Genomic DNA, 15,188 nt, shown 5'->3' on the forward strand with positions numbered 1-15,188 from the left:
TAACCTGAGGTTTGCTTAAGAAGGGAACTAAGTGCCTGAGGCACGATCAAAGTTTTTGTCAAAGAAAACAAAATCGTGGAGATCCTCAGGCATGTTTAATTTAGAAGAACTTTACTGCTGCGTCGATGACTTTTGCCAAAAATTTATTCCTCTCTGGCATCAACAGTTAATTGAAAATGGTTTGCTCAAACGTCGCCGCGAAGCTTCCCTTTCTCTCAGTGAAGTCATGACGATACTCATTTTATTCCACATGAGCCATTATCGTGATTTTAAAACGTTTTATATTCAGCATGTTAAACACTATCTTCAGGCCGATTTTCCCCAGTTGGTCAGCTACACCCGGATGTTAACCTTGAAGCAAAGGGCGCTCATTCCTCTCAGTGCTTTTCTTTCGTCACGCAAGGCCCAAACCCAGGGGATCGCTTTTATTGATTCAACCAAAATTGCCGTTTGCCACAATCTCCGTATTCCCCGTCATCGCGTATTTCAGGGCGTCGCACAGCGAGGGAAAACCAGTACCGGCTGGTTTTATGGCTTTAAACTTCATCTGGTTATCAATGATTGTGGTGAACTTCTGGCAGTGAAGTTGACCTCAGGAAATAAGGATGATCGCCATCCCGTCAAAGCGCTGGTACAAGGGTTAACCGGATGTTTATATGGCGATAAAGGGTATTTGTCGCAGGCTTTGTGCGATGAACTGGAAGCAGAAGGAATAACGTTAATCACTCATGTCCGTCATAACATGAAGGCAAAAGAATTATCTCTCTGGGATAAGCTGATGTTAAGAAGGCGATTTTTGATAGAAAGTGTGCCGCAGGCATACAAACTAGCCGCATAGGGAATGCAGCCAGTATGTAGCATAAGCTCAGGAGGAGAGGGTGGTAGGCCCACCGAAGTCCGCTGTCGGAAGCTGGCTTCAAACCCCCTCAAGCGGCTGCCGTAAAGAGCGGAGGTCGTGAGCGTTGAGGTTAAAGCGCGAACAATAGTTCAGCAGGTAGGGTACAAAGAGACGAGTAAAACCGAACCTATGTGGACGCGTCGTAAAGAAGAGATTTGACATCAAAACCGGGGGCGTTTCTATCTTCCGGGATAAATCTGTGAGTGGATCCGAATGCTGCGCAGGTGGTGTCCGGCGTAGAGTGGGCGTGACTTTGTATCGGGCTCTTTCTGGGAACTGCGGGAACCTGTCATCACGATGTCAAGGGAGAAATGCAAGTCACTAAATTGACAAGTATGAGAGTACCGATGGGTGATACGGGGGCGGAGTGACTCGTAGTAGTGAGGAAATATTTGTAATGAATGTGGAGCGAAGGGGTCACGTCAGGCAGCCTTACCCGGTATCCAACTGTCAGGCAGGAGGAGATACAGAGGTTAAGGCAAAACCGTTTGTCATTGAGAAAAGGGAAGTGTACCGTGCCTGGTTATGGGTTAAAGCCAATCAAGGTGCGGCAGGCGTGGAGGGTCAAACCCTCGCGGATTTTGAATCCAATCTGAAAGACAATCTGTACAAACTCTGGAACCGCTTATCATCGGGCAGTTATTATCCGCCTCCGGTGAAAGGTGTCGCTATCCCTAAGAAGTCGGGAGGTGAACGTCTGCTGGGGATCCCCACGGTTGCGGATCGTGTGGCACAAATGGTGGTCAGGCTTCATTTCGAACCCCTTGTTGAACCTCATTTTTTGCCGGATTCTTATGGCTACCGACCGAATAAGTCGGCGATTGATGCCATCAGAGTCACAAGGCAGCGATGCTGGCAGCAAGATTGGGTATTGGAGTTCGATATCAAAGGGTTGTTTGACAATATTCCTCATGATTTACTCATGAAAGCCGTGAGGAAACACACAAATAGCCCGTGGCTCTGCCTGTACATCGAACGCTGGCTAACGGCCCCGATGAAATGCCATAGTGAGATGTTATTCCGGGAGAAAGGGACACCGCAAGGCGGTGTGATTAGCCCGATACTGGCCAATTTATTTCTGCACTACGTTTTCGACAAGTGGATGCAGAAATATCATCCCCGGATGAAATGGTGTCGCTATGCGGATGATGGACTGGTTCATTGCCAGAGTGAAGCTCAGGCCAGAGAAATCAGGCAAAGGTTGGAACACCGTTTCAGGGAATGTGGATTGGCACTGCATCCGGACAAAACCCGGATTGCTTACTGTAAAGATGTAGAACGAAAGGGAAAATATGAACATACCTGTTTTGATTTTCTTGGATATACGTTCAGACCAAGGTGGGTCAAGAACCGTAAAAGAAACAGTTTGTTTGTGAGTTTTACACCGGCAGTCAGCAAAGCGGCCCAAAAAGCCATGAGATTCAAAATCCGTAAGTTGAAGATCCGAATGCGGACAGAACTGAACCTGATACAACTGGCAAACTGGCTAAACCCCATAATCAATGGCTGGCTGAATTATTATGGGCAATTTTGCCGGTCGGAACTGTATAAGGTCTTCAGGCAACTCAACAAAGCGCTGGTGCGCTGGGCCAGGCGAAAGTTCAAGGCACTGAGCAGACACAAAACTCAAGCCTCAAAACTGCTTCAAAGGATCGCAAAGCAGCATAAGGGGCTGTTTGCCCATTGGCGGGCAGGAATGACAGGCGTGTTTGCCTGATGGGAGCGGTATGAGTCGAGAGGCTCACGTACCGTTCTGCGAGAGGCTGCGGGGGTAGTTCCCGTGGTCTACTCAACCGGTCATGGATCAGCTTAAAAATATTTCTCAGATAGAGCATTCAAGACACCGCAGTCAGCTCGGTTTTTTATTGGAAATCGTCGCTGGCCTAATTGCTTATACATTCCAACCTAAAAAACCGAGCTTGAATTTACGGGATTGTGATATCGCTATTTTTAAACGAAGCTGAGGTTATTTAAGTCATTAGTTAATGGAGGGAAATATGTCACGTCCTATTATTTTGGTCGGTGATTCGACTTCGCATGGCGGCAAGGTTTTAGCAGGTGATCAAGGCTTTGATGTGTTAGGGAAGAAAGCGGCTCGGGTTGGAGATGTTGTATCTTGTCCAAAATGTGGTGGTAATCAAACCATTGTTGAAGGAACTCCTAAAATAGTCAGCTCCAATGGACAAATGTACGCACTGGAGGGAATGAAAACCTCTTGTGGCGCAACATTGATTGCTTCGCAAAGCCTATTTCAAGCATAAGATGGCGATAAAAGGCCATATTCTGCCTGAAATAGGGCTAGTTGATTCAAGTACGGATGCTCAGTGCTTCATTATCTTTTTACAAACTACCCGGTTGACGTGGTGGATTACGGCCTGATCTATTTGTTGTCGTGCTGCGAATATCCCGACCAATAACATCAATACTCGCTTGAAATGGTGGGAATGGCAGAGTAATGCCGTGTTCGCGGAATCCTTGCAAAATAAGCTGATGGACTTCATGACGAACAGGCATGCGATGCCCCATTTCAGCGGCATAAATACGTAATTCAAATATCTGAATACCATGTTGAAGATCAACCAGATAGGCTTCCGGCGCCGGGTTATCAAGGATCAGAGCGCTGCGTTTAGCGGCGGTTAATAGGATTTGGGTGACTTCTTCACAACTAGCTTCTGCCGGCGCAGGAATTGTCAGTACAACACGAGTGATAGTGTCAGATAATGACCAGTTAATAAACTGCTCAGTAATAAATGCCTTGTTGGGAACAATTATCTCTTTTCTGTCCCAATCCGACAGGGTTGTTGCTCGTGTATTGATCTTGGTGATGCTACCGGTCAGATTGCGAATAGTCACGGTATCACCGATACGGATCGGTTTTTCGAACAAGATCATCAGGCCGGAAACGATGTTGGCGAAGATCTCCTGTAAGCCAAAACCTAATCCAACTCCCAATGCAGCAACAAGCCATTGCAATTTTGACCATTCGATACCAATCAGAGAGAAACCGACCAGACCACCAATCAAAGTAATGGTGTATTTGGTGAGTGTGGTGATGGCAAAGCCGGTACCTGGTGTGAGTTCCAAATGCTGTAGTAAGGCCAACTCAAGCAGCGCGGGCAGGTTACGCACCAGTTGAGTGGTGATAATAATCACCAAGATAGCAATCAAGACAGAACCTACGGTGATGGGTTGAACAGTTTCTACATTGTTTATTGTGGTGGTGACATCCCACAGTCGGATATTTTCTAGAAATGAGAAAGCGGAATGAAGTTCAGACCAGAGCCAAATGAGTGAAACCAAGGCAAGCAGAGTCAGAATTGAACGGATTAATCCCAGTGACTGGGCGCTGATTGCATCCAGATCAATAATGGGTTCCTCAACTTCAATGGCGCCTTCGATACTGCTTGAACCTGTTGAGTCGTCTTCTCCTTTGGCGCGTTGGGCCAGAATTTCTGCCCGTCGCTGTTTTGCCCGGTCAAAGGCGATCCGGCGTCGCTGAATCAGCATCCAACGACGGATAATATGGTAAATAACCAGTAGGAAGAACCAGATAGCAACGGAAGTCTCTAAACGCCCTAGCAATGCTTGTGATGTGCTGAAATACCCGAGTATGGAAGCTAGCGCTGCGACTATCGGCGCAGAGAGTAAAATCCACCAGAGAGCAATATTGATAACATTTTCGCCGTAGCCATTTTTATCCAGATAGAGCGGGACTTTTGCCCGTTTCAAGCTGTTAGTGATCAGGCTTAAGGAGACGCACAGGACGAGGAAGCAGAGCCTACCGAGTGTGGAAGAAAATTCTCGATCACTGTAATGTTCAAACGTTATCAATGCCATGACCAACGGCACAATAGCAAAGATAGATAGTTGGTAGAATCGTAAAGCCCGTTTAACACGTTCTTCCGGCCAACGAAAATGGGCAATGAATAACCCATTGGGATGGGCGAAAGTGGCACTTAGTATGAAGATCCATAATACGGGCGTCGTAGCACTGACACCATAACCAATAGCTGTCGCCATAGGATACTGCCAAGCGCTTTGCAGCCCATAGCCAATGGCGGACCAGAGCATAGGCAAAGGTAACGCGACCACAACCGACCAGAATACGGTACGTAAAGTGAGAGAAAAGTGATCATAGGTGACTTTGCCGATACGGTTACTCGCGCGTTCAAGGAATGCATGATAATGGCGGAGAGAACCGACGCTGAATATAACCAGGAATAGGGTTCCAAGCAGATACAGCAGCGTATCCTGAGTGGTCAGCATGACTATTAGAGCGCCGCTTAACTGAGAGAAGGTATCCAGTGATAATAGACGGGTCAGATCCTGCACAACACTGATTGGGTAATTGAGCGAAATGGGGTTAACATCCGCGACCCAGAATAGATAACGGTGTGTGGCCTCTTTAACTTCGGTTAGCGCATCATTTAGCTGACTGGTAGCGACTTTCAGTTTGGTCAATTCAAGGATTTCACTGTCGTAACCAGATAATAATGAATTAAGTAATTCTTTGCGGGTGCGGGTAAGAGAATCATAAATCCGCTCTTGTTCAGCAGTTAACGCAACGTTGCTTTTTTGTACGGGGTTTGTGTCTTTTTGTAACTGCTCCAGCATGTCTTCGTATTTCAGCCGATCGACTCTGAATTTGACAATATTCCGATCAAGTTGCTGGGGTTTAGACATGTCAGGCAAACGGGCAAGCTGAGTTTGGAGCGCTTCTCCGAGCGTTGTGGAGCCACCGAGCCATTGTGCCTGTTCACGAATAGTATTCAATGCTTGCCGGACCTGAATAATATCACTGGCGGCTTGGCGTTGCTTTGAGCCGATGACATTCATTCGTTGTGCTTGTTGATTTAATTCCTGAGATAAATTCCGGTTCAGTTGTAATTCATCAAGCAGAAATTTTGGTAGCTGATCACTTTGTTCCGCCAGCATCTCGGTATGTTCTAGGGCTAATTCTGCTTTTTGCTGGCGTTGTACATTAAGTTGGCTACGGAGTTGTTGCAGTTCAAGATCAAGTCGATGATATCGCTTTTTGAACAGTTCAACCCGCATACGGGAAATTTCCTGTCGATTATTCGCAGAAAGTTGAGCTATTTCGAGTTCATTGACTGTCGCTTTGTGGGCATTGACTTCGGCTTGAGCTAAGGCAAATTGAGCCTCTCCTAATGGGGTGGAGGGTGTTCCTAATGATTGTAGGCGAGAAGATGCTTCAGTTAGCAAGCGTCGTGCTTCTGATTGTTGTTGCGGTAATAGTACGAGAGAGTCACTGATTTCCCGTCCTTTGTCCTGTTCTTGCTGTAATTGCCCCCCTTGTTCTAGCAACCGACTGCTGATTTGAATGATCTGTTGCTCAATGCTTGCTATGGGTTGGTTAGCAGGAATTGGGCGGGGAGTATCACTTTCAGTAAGTAATTTTTGACGAAGTTCTTTCGTTATTTTAGGAAAATCATCAATGGCGGTCTGATACTTTTGTGTTCTGTCGTTAGCTGATTTAGTATCGGCAATCCAATTGAGAGCGCCTTGCAACGCCTGAGTAACTTCTGCATCCTGCGGGTTTTTGCTGGATTCGATTTGTTTCAGTTCTTGTTTGAGCTGGTTCTCATCAAGTGGAATCGCAGCAAGAACCGGATTAATAATGATCAGGCTAAACAGTAAGCTGATAATCAGGCGCACGATAAAGGGCTCTCCTTGGCAAGGGATTAGCTTATGTTGTCAGTGGGTTCGTCAGGCATGATAGCTTGGGCTAACAGTTCACCCATGCGGGTTGTTGAGCCACTGCTTAAATGCCCGGCTAACTGTATCTGATTTTGTGCAAACAGGTTAATGACGGTAGAACCCAATTTGAAACGCCCCATTTCTTCACCTTTCTTTAAAGAAATTGCGCCAGTTGCACCGGCTTCGGGGTAAGTCCAGCGTTTGATAATACCTTCCCGTGGTGGTGTAACCGTACCACACCAAGCCATTTCAATACTGCCGACGATAGTTGCACCAACCAGAATCTGTATCATGGGCCCAAATTGAGTCTCAAACAGACAGATGACTCTTTCATTACGAGCGAACAGATTTGGCACGTTGGCAGCAGTCAATGGATTGACAGAGAATAGATCGCCTAGGACATAGATCATCTCTTTCAGTAATCCATCGCAAGGCATATGTACACGGTGATAATCTTTAGGTGATAAGTAAGTCGTTACAAACTGCCCATCACAGAATATCTCTGCCAATTGGTGATTGCCGGCGAGTAGAGCTTCAAGTGTGTAGTGATGTCCTTTGGCTTGAAGGAGCTGGTATGTTCGGATATTGCCTAACTGACTGATAGTACCATCAGCAGGTAGCGCTAATTGGTGTTCATTGCTGACAACTGGGCGAATATCATCTTTTAATGGGCGGATAAAAAACTCATTGAATGTGGTGTATGCTGAAAACTCAGGCGCTTTCGCTTCATTCATATCCACTTTATAAACACGGGCAAACGCCTTGATTGCCAGTTGAGTTAACCAGCCAGCTTTTTTGTTGGCAAACCAGCCTGCTAGATGAGTTATTCCCTGTTTAGGCAGTAAATAGTGCAACCTGATTTTAATGTTATCCAGCACGTCAACCTCTTGGATTCTATTGGCAAAATTAGACAAAAGGGGGTTATTGTACCCGTCCTTTCATTTGATGTCAGTTAGAGCTATCGTTATCTGTAAAAGTCTTGCGTGGCTTAATTTGATCCATGCTATCGAGAATACGGTGATAATTCTCAAAACGTTCTTGAGTTATTTCATTGTCTTCCACTGCCTTGCGTAACGCACACGCTGGATCGTCCCGATGTTTACAATCACGGAATTTACAACTGCCCAGATAATCACGGAATTCGATAAAACCCTGAGTTATCTGCTCCGGTGTTAAATGCCACAGGCCAAACTCTCGAACACCAGGAGAATCAATAACATCACCGCCATGAGGAAAATGATAAAGACGGGATGCTGTTGTGGTGTGTTGACCTAAACCGGAAACATCTGAAACCTGATTGACCAAGATTTCTGCTTCACTTTCCGGCAAGAGTGTATTGAGTAAACTTGATTTACCCACACCAGATTGACCGGCAAAAATAGTGATTCGACCTGCGAGCATCTTCGTTAATTCTTCCATACCTTCACCCGTATGGCTTGAGAGTTTCAATACTCTGTAACCAATGTTGTGGTATGTGGACATGATTTCGTTGACCCATTTACGGCTTTCTTCGTCCAACAGATCAATTTTATTCAATACAATCAGCGGTTCAATGCCCAATGTTTCACAGGCAACAAGGTAGCGATCAATAATATTGAGTGACAGTTCAGGAAGAATGGCTGACACAATCACTATCTGGTCAATATTGGCGGCGATAGGTTTAATACCATCATAATAATCAGGCCGCGTGAGTACGGAAGTCCGTTCGTGAACGGCTTCAACAATACCATTCACTTTAACATCTACTTGGGTTTGCAGCGAAGGACGCCATACCACTCGATCGCCGGTTACCAATGAGCGGATAGTTCTGCGAATATTACAACGTTGTATAGAACCGTCTTCTGCCTCGACATCAGCATGTTGGCCGAAACGGCTGATAACTAGCCCTTCCTGAGGTTCACCTAACTGATTATCATCCATTTCAGGTTTATTATCCTGTTTTTTCAGCCTGCGCTGATGATTTTCCTGTACCCGCCGTTGCTGGCCTTTGGATAGTTTATGCTTAGCCACCGAACCTCACTTGTTTCACATTTATCGCTGTTATTGCTTAAAAGCGCTATGATACACCATTAATAATAACTCTCTCTCCAATCTAGGATATAACATGTCAAAAAGTGAGCACAATCTTATCTGGATAGATCTAGAAATGACGGGCTTAGATCCAGAGCGGGATCGCATTATTGAAATTGCGACAATTGTCACCGATGCAAATCTGAATATCCTGGCTGAAGGGCCTGTCATTGCGGTTCATCAGTCTGATGAACAACTTGCTCTGATGGATGAATGGAATGTGCGCACCCATACGGGCAGTGGGTTGGTTGAACGTGTTAAAGCCAGTAAAATTGATGATTGTGAGGCAGAGAAGGCGACGATTGAATTTTTGGAAAAATGGGTTCCGGCAGGTGCTTCTCCCATTTGTGGTAACAGTGTGAGTCAGGATCGGCGTTTCTTGTTCCGCTATATGCCAGAATTGGAAGCTTACTTTCATTACCGCTATCTGGATGTCAGTACACTTAAAGAATTAGCTCGTCGCTGGAAGCCGGAAATCCTTGCTGGGTTTAAGAAACAGAATACTCATCAGGCGCTGGATGATATCCGTGAATCAGTTGCTGAATTAGCCTATTATCGGGAACATTTTATTCAACTGTGAGTTAAAGAGTTTTATTTTCTGTTGGTATGGTAACGTAAGCTTGGTGTGACGATTAATTAACCTGCCTTGGTGTTTAAATCGTCATTTGACCGGAAAGTTTGTTTTTTTGCGTTGAAAAGCTTGCGGGCGCAACGATTTTTCGTATAATGCGCTCCCCATACCGATGAAGAATTTCATAAGGTATGGATGGCATACTAAAAGATATGCGGGAATAGCTCAGTTGGTAGAGCACGACCTTGCCAAGGTCGGGGTCGCGAGTTCGAGTCTCGTTTCCCGCTCCAAATTTAGATTTGGAATCAGTATGTTATTTTTGGTTATCATTAGCCAGTCAGTGACGCGGGAATAGCTCAGTTGGTAGAGCACAACCTTGCCAAGGTTGGGGTCGCGAGTTCGAGTCTCGTTTCCCGCTCCAAATTCAAACTTGAAATTGATATCTTAAGATTAATATATTGTTTCAGGTTACCACCAGCCAGCCAGTAATGCGGGAATAGCTCAGTTGGTAGAGCACGACCTTGCCAAGGTCGGGGTCGCGAGTTCGAGTCTCGTTTCCCGCTCCAAGTCTTCCTTAATCATGCCGATAACCTAAGAAGCTCCCCTTAATAAATCTATTTTCATCAATAACCTGTCGCTCGGTGTTTTAAACATCGTCTGGGCTGTTTAAACTCTTGTCTTTAACTTTATGAGTTCAATATGCACTGGTCGGTACCATGCGGATTGAATAAATTGTTTGATAATGTGATATATGCAGAGAAAATCTAACCACTCAGCAACCGGCGCATAAGCAGGGCTTGCATATCTCGCCGACCATCGGCAATCACAAAAATCACCACTTGTTGACCAATGAGCTGATAAATGAACCGGTAAGATTTAAAAAATGTTTGGCGAAAATCGCGGATCCCTAGCTCCTGCAACTCCTTGGGATAATTGCCTTTTTCAGGAAAGTTAGCCAAGTTGTTTGCTGTTTTCAGCAACTGATCCAATGCATAATCGGCTTTCCCTGAACTGTCATTTTCGACAATGTAATCGTAGATATCCTCTAAATCCGCCTCGGCATCTTTGGTCAGTACCACCTGATATGGCATTAGGAAAACTTTCTTTTATTCTTTAAACGTTGAACCACATCCTTTACCGGAGTGATTTCGCCTGCTTTAACCTGCTGTTGTCCTAAAGCCAAAATCTTTAACAACGCCATAGTTTCCTGAATCTGTTCATAAGAAGCAATATCTTGAATCACCGCTTTTGCCTCGCCATTTTGTGTAATAATCATCGGTGAGCGGGACTCAGTGAGTGTCGTCATCACCGTAGCTGCATTGGCTTTAAGGTAGCTAATGGGCTTAATCTGTTCTGAATAACGCATAGAATTCCTCATATCAAAAAGGACTAAATATAGACTATAAAAAGTCAATGGATTGATTGTAAAATGACCTTGCCAATTAAGCAAATGCCGATTTTGGAAAAGAGGCCACCAATATTAGGTAGCTTTTTTTATGTTTACATCTTGTAAACATAAAATGATGGCACTATATTGTTTACATGATGTAAACGGAGTGAGTGACATGCACGTTATTTCCAAGGATCCATTTGAGAAAGCTGCACACGATTTCCCAAATGATGAGGATGCGATTATTGCAACGTATAAACAGTTAAAAGAAAAAGATTTTGAGAACCCTGAAGAATTACGAAACCAGTTCCCCAGTCTCGATAATTTCAAGTATAGAAATAAGTGGTGGGTGATAGACATCGGCGGGCGAAACTTACGAATGATTGCCTATATAAATTTCGTTAATAAACGCTTATACGTCAAACATATAGCCACTCACGCAGAGTATGACAAATTAACTAAACAGTATCGGGAGACGAAAGAATGATTGCAGAACCTACCGAAGCACTTGAAGCCACAAAGCTACTGGTAGCTGCTGTTCCTTTCTTAGGGAGCAGCACTTCCGAGGATGCTTATAATGACGCTTTGGCAATGGTGGATTACCTCATCGAACACGATGATGAAAACCCGCTGATTGACTTTCTGTCTGCTAAAATTGCTGACTATGAAAACAGCAATGAGCGTTTTGCAGCATTTAATAAAGCTGTAGATGATATGCCTACCGGTGTTGCAGCGCTGCGCGTGTTGATGGATCAACACGGTCTTTCTTACTCAGATCTGAAAGAGGAGATCGGCTCTAAATCTCTTATCAGCCAGATTTTTTCTGGTACACGCTCATTGACGATTGCGCACATTAAAGCGCTTTCTAAGCGTTTCAACGTAAGGCCAGATCTGTTTCTCTAATGATTTAGAATAATTAATGTCATTGTGGCTGCATCATGAAAGTGATGCGGCTTTTTATCATTTTCATTCGTTATTATTTTTTTGCTTGTTAGAGATGGTTTGTGAGTTGAATTTCTCCGCTCCAATTTTTGATATACAAATATCTATTGAAGTTTCTTACATTCATGGTTTTTAGGTCTAAAAATCAGGCTTGCTATTAGGTTTCTGTAAGATCGACGCTTTTGTTCTGTACCAAAGCGTCGATAGGATGAAATTTCTGGCTTATCTCCTGTAATGCTTTGCTCTTACTATATGGTTGATCCCAGATTTAGGTTCTGGTGGAATACGTTTTTTACCGATAGATCTCTTGTTGCAGATCAGAATACCTCCGATTACGAGCGCACCGCCGATGAACATTGGGAATGTTAATCTCTCATCTAATAGTACTGCGCCAAGCAATACAGCGGTCAAAGGGTTAAGCGCGATGAATACGCCAGAGCGAGTGGAGCCAATTTTTTGGATTCCGTCGTAATACCAGATGTAGGCTACTGCTGAACCAACTGCGCCGAGATAAAGTAAGCTGTAGAGATCAGTTATGGGCAATGTATCTATTGCAGATAAACTCATTTGCCCGGTGGAAATGGCCGTTGCTGTCAGCATGATAGCGCCTGCCAGAATGGAGTATGTAACGGTGTGTAGCGGGCCGATTTGGTTCACAATGTTCTTGCAGAAAACGCTATAAGCAACCCAGCTTAAAATGCAGCCAAAGATCAGCGCATCACCCAACCAGTTACCCTCTTCTCCCACTGTCAGTTGCGGTGTTTTGCTAAAAATCACGATCATTGCACCAAGTAGACAAAAAATAATTCCCAGTATTTTCAATGGCGATTGTCTTTCCTTATAAAAGAGATATGAAAAAATCGCCATTACTGCTGGATTCAGTGCCACGATAAGTGAAGCTCTGGATGCGGTTGTGTGATGCAGACCATAAAAGAAGAACAGGTTGTAGGTGTATATTCCGCAGAGGCCAAGTCCAGTGATTTTCAATAACTGAGATAGGCTAATCTTGACGAACATCTTTCCTGATAAAATGAGGAAGATAATTAACGTCATGCCCGCAAGAATGAATCTGAGGCTTGCTGATAGCAAGGGCGGTGTCTCGACAGAAATGTATCGACCTGCAACAAATGTTCCTCCCCAGATGATAGCCACAAGAGACAGCTTGATATAGGTTGAGTAGTTGTTGACCGACTGCGTTGATGCGTGGTTGCTTTTCATATTTGTCAATATCGCAATTTATAGGGTGGAAGATGCTTTCAAGGCGGCGTATTCCATAGTCTGTTCCAATATTTCACGTTGAGCACGGCTACCTCCCAATAATGGCCATTTCTCATAGCTGAGACGGAGTTTGCTTAAGCACTCTTCGTAGTGTCTAGATGTGAATAGTAAGATTGCTTTAAGGACGTCTATCCCTGTGGAATGTGTGTCTGGTTCGATGCCAAATCCATCGCTTTCCGCAATCAGCTTTTCAATAAGAAAAGACTGATTTGTTGCAGAAAAAGCAAGTGCTGCATGTATCTTGTGGAAGTAAGAGGTGGATGAGCTGATGCTGCCTGTCCAAAGGACGGCAAGACGCTCCCATATTGGTTGGAACTTAGCGTCGGCAGATTTGAGCCTAAGCTGCCACAAGAATTCTACGGCGTCCAAATCTTGTTTAGCAAATGGATTGTCTTTTAGCGCATATAATTCATCAAAAGCTTGCAATGCCAGCGTGATTTCATCTGATCGTTCATACGCAATGGCGAGATGCCAGTATACATGCATTCCCATTCCGGCGTTGGTTATCCAATGTTCTTTGCAATTGGTCAGGAAGTGGCAAAGTTCTTTCCATCGACCTAGCTCATGCAAGGCATGTGCGACAGCATGAATGCCATAGATATTGTCCGGCATTAATTTAACAGACTTAAAACCAACCGCTAAGGCATCATCAAAACATTGAGCTTCACAAAGGACGAATGATTTTATGGAAAGATAATATGGATAGAGGTAGTGAGTGCTAGGAATGTGTTCGTCACAATAAAGTAGAAGAGACCTTAGGTTGGTTGTTTTGCCAGTGCAGAAATCAAGCATGTGAATGAAGAAGAGCGCGACAATATCCGATGGGTATGCTCGAATATGTTGGGTCAGAAGCGATCTCGCGTTTTCGTAATCAAATTTTACCCATGCGCTGAATGCCTTATGGATAAGACAAAGCTCAGGGAGAGAGAGGTCGTGCTCGTTCATTTGAGTTAATGTGATTTTGAATTTATAAAGCTCTTTCATCTCGCAAGAGGTGATGGCATCAAATCCCATCAGGAGTTTTTTGTAGGTTCGCTGAGTGTCATTCATGGGAATAAATTCGTCTGAAAATCCACGGAGGGATAAGAACATGCTGTTTATCTCCGGCCATATGGAAGATGAGCCATCTGAAGGCCATTGGTAACTCATAAAATCCCCTTTTTTAATTAATTATGGTTTGGAAACTCGGTTGAGCGCTCGGCGAGCATGCTTCGCCTATTGTTTTATATCCGCATTGCATATACTTATTCAGATGTATGATCATGCGGAAATGAGTGATTACTCAAGGGGGAGATAATGACTTTAACCCAGCTCGAAATTTTTGCTGTTGTTGCTGAACGGAAGGGCTTTACCTTAGCTGCGGCCCAGCTCAAGATCTCTCAGTCTGGGGTTTCCCATGCCATCAGACTCCTTGAACAGGAGCTTGGCGTAGAGCTATTGCATCGGCATCAAGGAGCTGTCGAACTGACAGATATAGGAGAAAGTCTGCTACAAAAAGCCCAGGCCATTCTTGGTCTGGCTGAGACTATGCGGCAAGAGGCCGCGGATGCTCGGGGAATGAAACGAGGTACGTTGCGAATTGGATCGTTTGGACCGACTTCATCCTTGTGGCTGTTGCCAACGGTACTGGCCGATTATCGCAGACTTTACCCCGGCATTGAGGTCCATATTGATGAGGGGCCAGATAGACAGGTAGTGCAATGGCTTATGGATAGGCGCGTGGATGTGGGATTTGTGACCTTGCCGGAAGATCAATTCGACACTTATCCGATTCTTGAAGACCAGATGGTGGCTTTGTTGCCGGTAGATCATCCTTTGGTATTGCAGGATACGGTGACGTTGAAAGATCTGTGTGTTGGACCATTCGCATTGACAGAAGCCGGATCGGCTGAATTGGTTTCCAGGCTTTTTTTATCGGCAAGATTGCAACCTAATATTCGCTATCGGACGTCTCAATTGTTAAGTACTTTGGCTACGGTTGAACGTGGGGATGCGGTGACGATTGTTGCCGAGTCATCTCTGCCGCCGGCTCGTGATGTTCACTATGTCAAGAAAGCGCTGAATCCAAAGGTGAAACGACATGTCGGGTTGGCTGTGCTTGATGAACGTCAATCGTCACCAGCCACTAAAGCATTTATCGCATTGGCGACTAAAAAATTTCGCATGGTGAGTTCGGCTGTCTCCCTGGCTTCCAGGGAACTCGTTAGTGAATGATCTCAGCTTTATAGCATGCTACGTCCTTCCATTAGCACATATTGTGCTTAAAACGTGAAAGAATTGTCTAAAGTAACTTTCCTATCAATGACCTGAGGCCATGAGGC

13 protein-coding genes, 3 tRNA genes and 2 pseudogenes are annotated in these 15,188 nt (G+C 44.7%); 11 read left to right on the forward strand and 7 right to left on the reverse strand.

Features of this window, described 5'->3' with window-relative positions:
- Positions 1–91: 91 nt before the first annotated feature.
- The 4 genes and pseudogenes from AACQ83_RS08770 to AACQ83_RS08785 form a co-directional block, all read left to right on the forward strand.
- Positions 92–826 (forward strand): annotated as a pseudogene (locus AACQ83_RS08770) (IS982 family transposase); the annotation flags it as partial.
- A 469-nt stretch (positions 827–1,295) separates the two neighbouring features.
- Complete coding sequence (gene ltrA, locus AACQ83_RS08775) at positions 1,296–2,615, forward strand: group II intron reverse transcriptase/maturase (protein WP_112877139.1); 1,320 nt, start codon at positions 1,296–1,298, stop codon at positions 2,613–2,615.
- Between the two features lie 73 nt (positions 2,616–2,688).
- Positions 2,689–2,862, forward strand: a pseudogene (locus tag AACQ83_RS08780) (IS982 family transposase); the annotation flags it as partial.
- Positions 2,863–2,895: 33 nt separating this feature from the next.
- On the forward strand, positions 2,896–3,159 hold the full coding sequence (locus AACQ83_RS08785; protein ID WP_112877140.1) for a PAAR domain-containing protein: 264 nt from the start codon (positions 2,896–2,898) through the stop codon (positions 3,157–3,159).
- A gap of 79 nt (positions 3,160–3,238) precedes the next feature.
- Here AACQ83_RS08785 and mscM read toward each other — a convergent pair whose 3' ends face one another.
- The 3 genes from mscM to rsgA form a co-directional block, all read right to left on the reverse strand.
- On the reverse strand, positions 3,239–6,574 hold the full coding sequence (gene mscM / locus AACQ83_RS08790; RefSeq protein WP_112877141.1) for a miniconductance mechanosensitive channel MscM: 3,336 nt from the start codon (positions 6,572–6,574) through the stop codon (positions 3,239–3,241).
- A 26-nt stretch (positions 6,575–6,600) separates the two neighbouring features.
- Positions 6,601–7,494, reverse strand: coding sequence for an archaetidylserine decarboxylase (asd, locus tag AACQ83_RS08795; RefSeq protein ID WP_112877142.1), 894 nt, complete (start codon positions 7,492–7,494; stop codon positions 6,601–6,603).
- 70 nt (positions 7,495–7,564) lie between these two features.
- The gene (rsgA, locus tag AACQ83_RS08800) at positions 7,565–8,626 is read right to left on the reverse strand and encodes a small ribosomal subunit biogenesis GTPase RsgA (RefSeq protein WP_112877143.1); all 1,062 of its coding nucleotides are present in this window, start codon (positions 8,624–8,626) and stop codon (positions 7,565–7,567) included.
- 94 nt (positions 8,627–8,720) lie between these two features.
- On the opposite strand from rsgA, the gene orn reads away from it, so the two are divergent.
- The 4 genes from orn (at position 8,721) to AACQ83_RS08820 (ending at position 9,823) form a co-directional block, all read left to right on the forward strand.
- Positions 8,721–9,266: an oligoribonuclease gene (orn, locus tag AACQ83_RS08805; RefSeq protein ID WP_112877144.1), complete on the forward strand. Its 546-nt coding sequence runs from the start codon at positions 8,721–8,723 to the stop codon at positions 9,264–9,266.
- Positions 9,267–9,471: 205 nt separating this feature from the next.
- Positions 9,472–9,547, forward strand: a tRNA-Gly gene (locus AACQ83_RS08810).
- Between the two features lie 55 nt (positions 9,548–9,602).
- Positions 9,603–9,678, forward strand: a tRNA-Gly gene (locus AACQ83_RS08815).
- A gap of 69 nt (positions 9,679–9,747) precedes the next feature.
- Positions 9,748–9,823, forward strand: a tRNA-Gly gene (locus AACQ83_RS08820).
- Positions 9,824–10,021: 198 nt separating this feature from the next.
- Here AACQ83_RS08820 and AACQ83_RS08825 read toward each other — a convergent pair.
- Positions 10,022–10,348, reverse strand: coding sequence for a type II toxin-antitoxin system RelE/ParE family toxin (locus AACQ83_RS08825; protein ID WP_112877145.1), 327 nt, complete (start codon positions 10,346–10,348; stop codon positions 10,022–10,024).
- A complete protein-coding gene (locus AACQ83_RS08830; RefSeq protein ID WP_112877146.1) occupies positions 10,348–10,623 on the reverse strand; it encodes a type II toxin-antitoxin system Phd/YefM family antitoxin in 276 nt (91 codons plus the stop codon). Before AACQ83_RS08830 ends, AACQ83_RS08825 begins: the two co-directional genes overlap by 1 nt.
- A 199-nt stretch (positions 10,624–10,822) precedes the next feature.
- Between AACQ83_RS08830 and AACQ83_RS08835 the strand changes: the two genes are divergently transcribed.
- Together AACQ83_RS08835 and AACQ83_RS08840 are read left to right on the forward strand one after the other, a co-directional pair.
- The gene (locus tag AACQ83_RS08835; RefSeq protein WP_112877147.1) at positions 10,823–11,134 is read left to right on the forward strand and encodes a type II toxin-antitoxin system HigB family toxin; all 312 of its coding nucleotides are present in this window, start codon (positions 10,823–10,825) and stop codon (positions 11,132–11,134) included.
- On the forward strand, positions 11,131–11,550 hold the full coding sequence (locus tag AACQ83_RS08840) for a helix-turn-helix domain-containing protein (protein WP_112877148.1): 420 nt from the start codon (positions 11,131–11,133) through the stop codon (positions 11,548–11,550). Before AACQ83_RS08835 ends, AACQ83_RS08840 begins: the two co-directional genes overlap by 4 nt.
- Before the next feature lie 261 nt (positions 11,551–11,811).
- On the opposite strand, the gene AACQ83_RS08845 is transcribed toward AACQ83_RS08840, so the two are convergent.
- Positions 11,812–12,807, reverse strand: a complete 996-nt coding sequence (locus AACQ83_RS08845; protein WP_112877149.1) for a DMT family transporter — start codon at positions 12,805–12,807, stop codon at positions 11,812–11,814.
- A gap of 18 nt (positions 12,808–12,825) precedes the next feature.
- A complete protein-coding gene (locus AACQ83_RS08850) occupies positions 12,826–14,016 on the reverse strand; it encodes a tetratricopeptide repeat protein (RefSeq protein ID WP_112877150.1) in 1,191 nt (396 codons plus the stop codon).
- A 147-nt stretch (positions 14,017–14,163) separates the two neighbouring features.
- On the opposite strand from AACQ83_RS08850, the gene AACQ83_RS08855 reads away from it, so the two are divergent.
- Positions 14,164–15,081 carry a LysR family transcriptional regulator gene (locus tag AACQ83_RS08855; protein ID WP_112877151.1) on the forward strand — a complete coding sequence of 306 codons (918 nt, stop codon included), beginning with the start codon at positions 14,164–14,166 and terminating at the stop codon, positions 15,079–15,081.
- Positions 15,082–15,188: the final 107 nt, after the last annotated feature.

Origin of the sequence: Photorhabdus sp. S10-54, from assembly GCF_963878145.1 — a bacterium.
GTDB lineage: Bacteria > Pseudomonadota > Gammaproteobacteria > Enterobacterales > Enterobacteriaceae > Photorhabdus > Photorhabdus kayaii.

What these genes read in the sequence shown, in the direction of transcription:
- ltrA (WP_112877139.1), top strand. Translation starts at nt 1,296, where the DNA reads ATGAATGTGGAGCGAAGGGGTCACGTCAGGCAGCCTTACCCGGTATCC.
- AACQ83_RS08785 (WP_112877140.1), top strand. Translation starts at nt 2,896, where the DNA reads ATGTCACGTCCTATTATTTTGGTCGGTGATTCGACTTCGCATGGCGGC.
- orn (WP_112877144.1), top strand. Translation starts at nt 8,721, where the DNA reads ATGTCAAAAAGTGAGCACAATCTTATCTGGATAGATCTAGAAATGACG.
- AACQ83_RS08825 (WP_112877145.1), bottom strand. Translation starts at nt 10,348, where the DNA reads ATGCCATATCAGGTGGTACTGACCAAAGATGCCGAGGCGGATTTAGAG.
- AACQ83_RS08830 (WP_112877146.1), bottom strand. Translation starts at nt 10,623, where the DNA reads ATGCGTTATTCAGAACAGATTAAGCCCATTAGCTACCTTAAAGCCAAT.
- AACQ83_RS08835 (WP_112877147.1), top strand. Translation starts at nt 10,823, where the DNA reads ATGCACGTTATTTCCAAGGATCCATTTGAGAAAGCTGCACACGATTTC.
- AACQ83_RS08840 (WP_112877148.1), top strand. Translation starts at nt 11,131, where the DNA reads ATGATTGCAGAACCTACCGAAGCACTTGAAGCCACAAAGCTACTGGTA.
- AACQ83_RS08845 (WP_112877149.1), bottom strand. Translation starts at nt 12,807, where the DNA reads ATGAAAAGCAACCACGCATCAACGCAGTCGGTCAACAACTACTCAACC.
- AACQ83_RS08850 (WP_112877150.1), bottom strand. Translation starts at nt 14,016, where the DNA reads ATGAGTTACCAATGGCCTTCAGATGGCTCATCTTCCATATGGCCGGAG.
- AACQ83_RS08855 (WP_112877151.1), top strand. Translation starts at nt 14,164, where the DNA reads ATGACTTTAACCCAGCTCGAAATTTTTGCTGTTGTTGCTGAACGGAAG.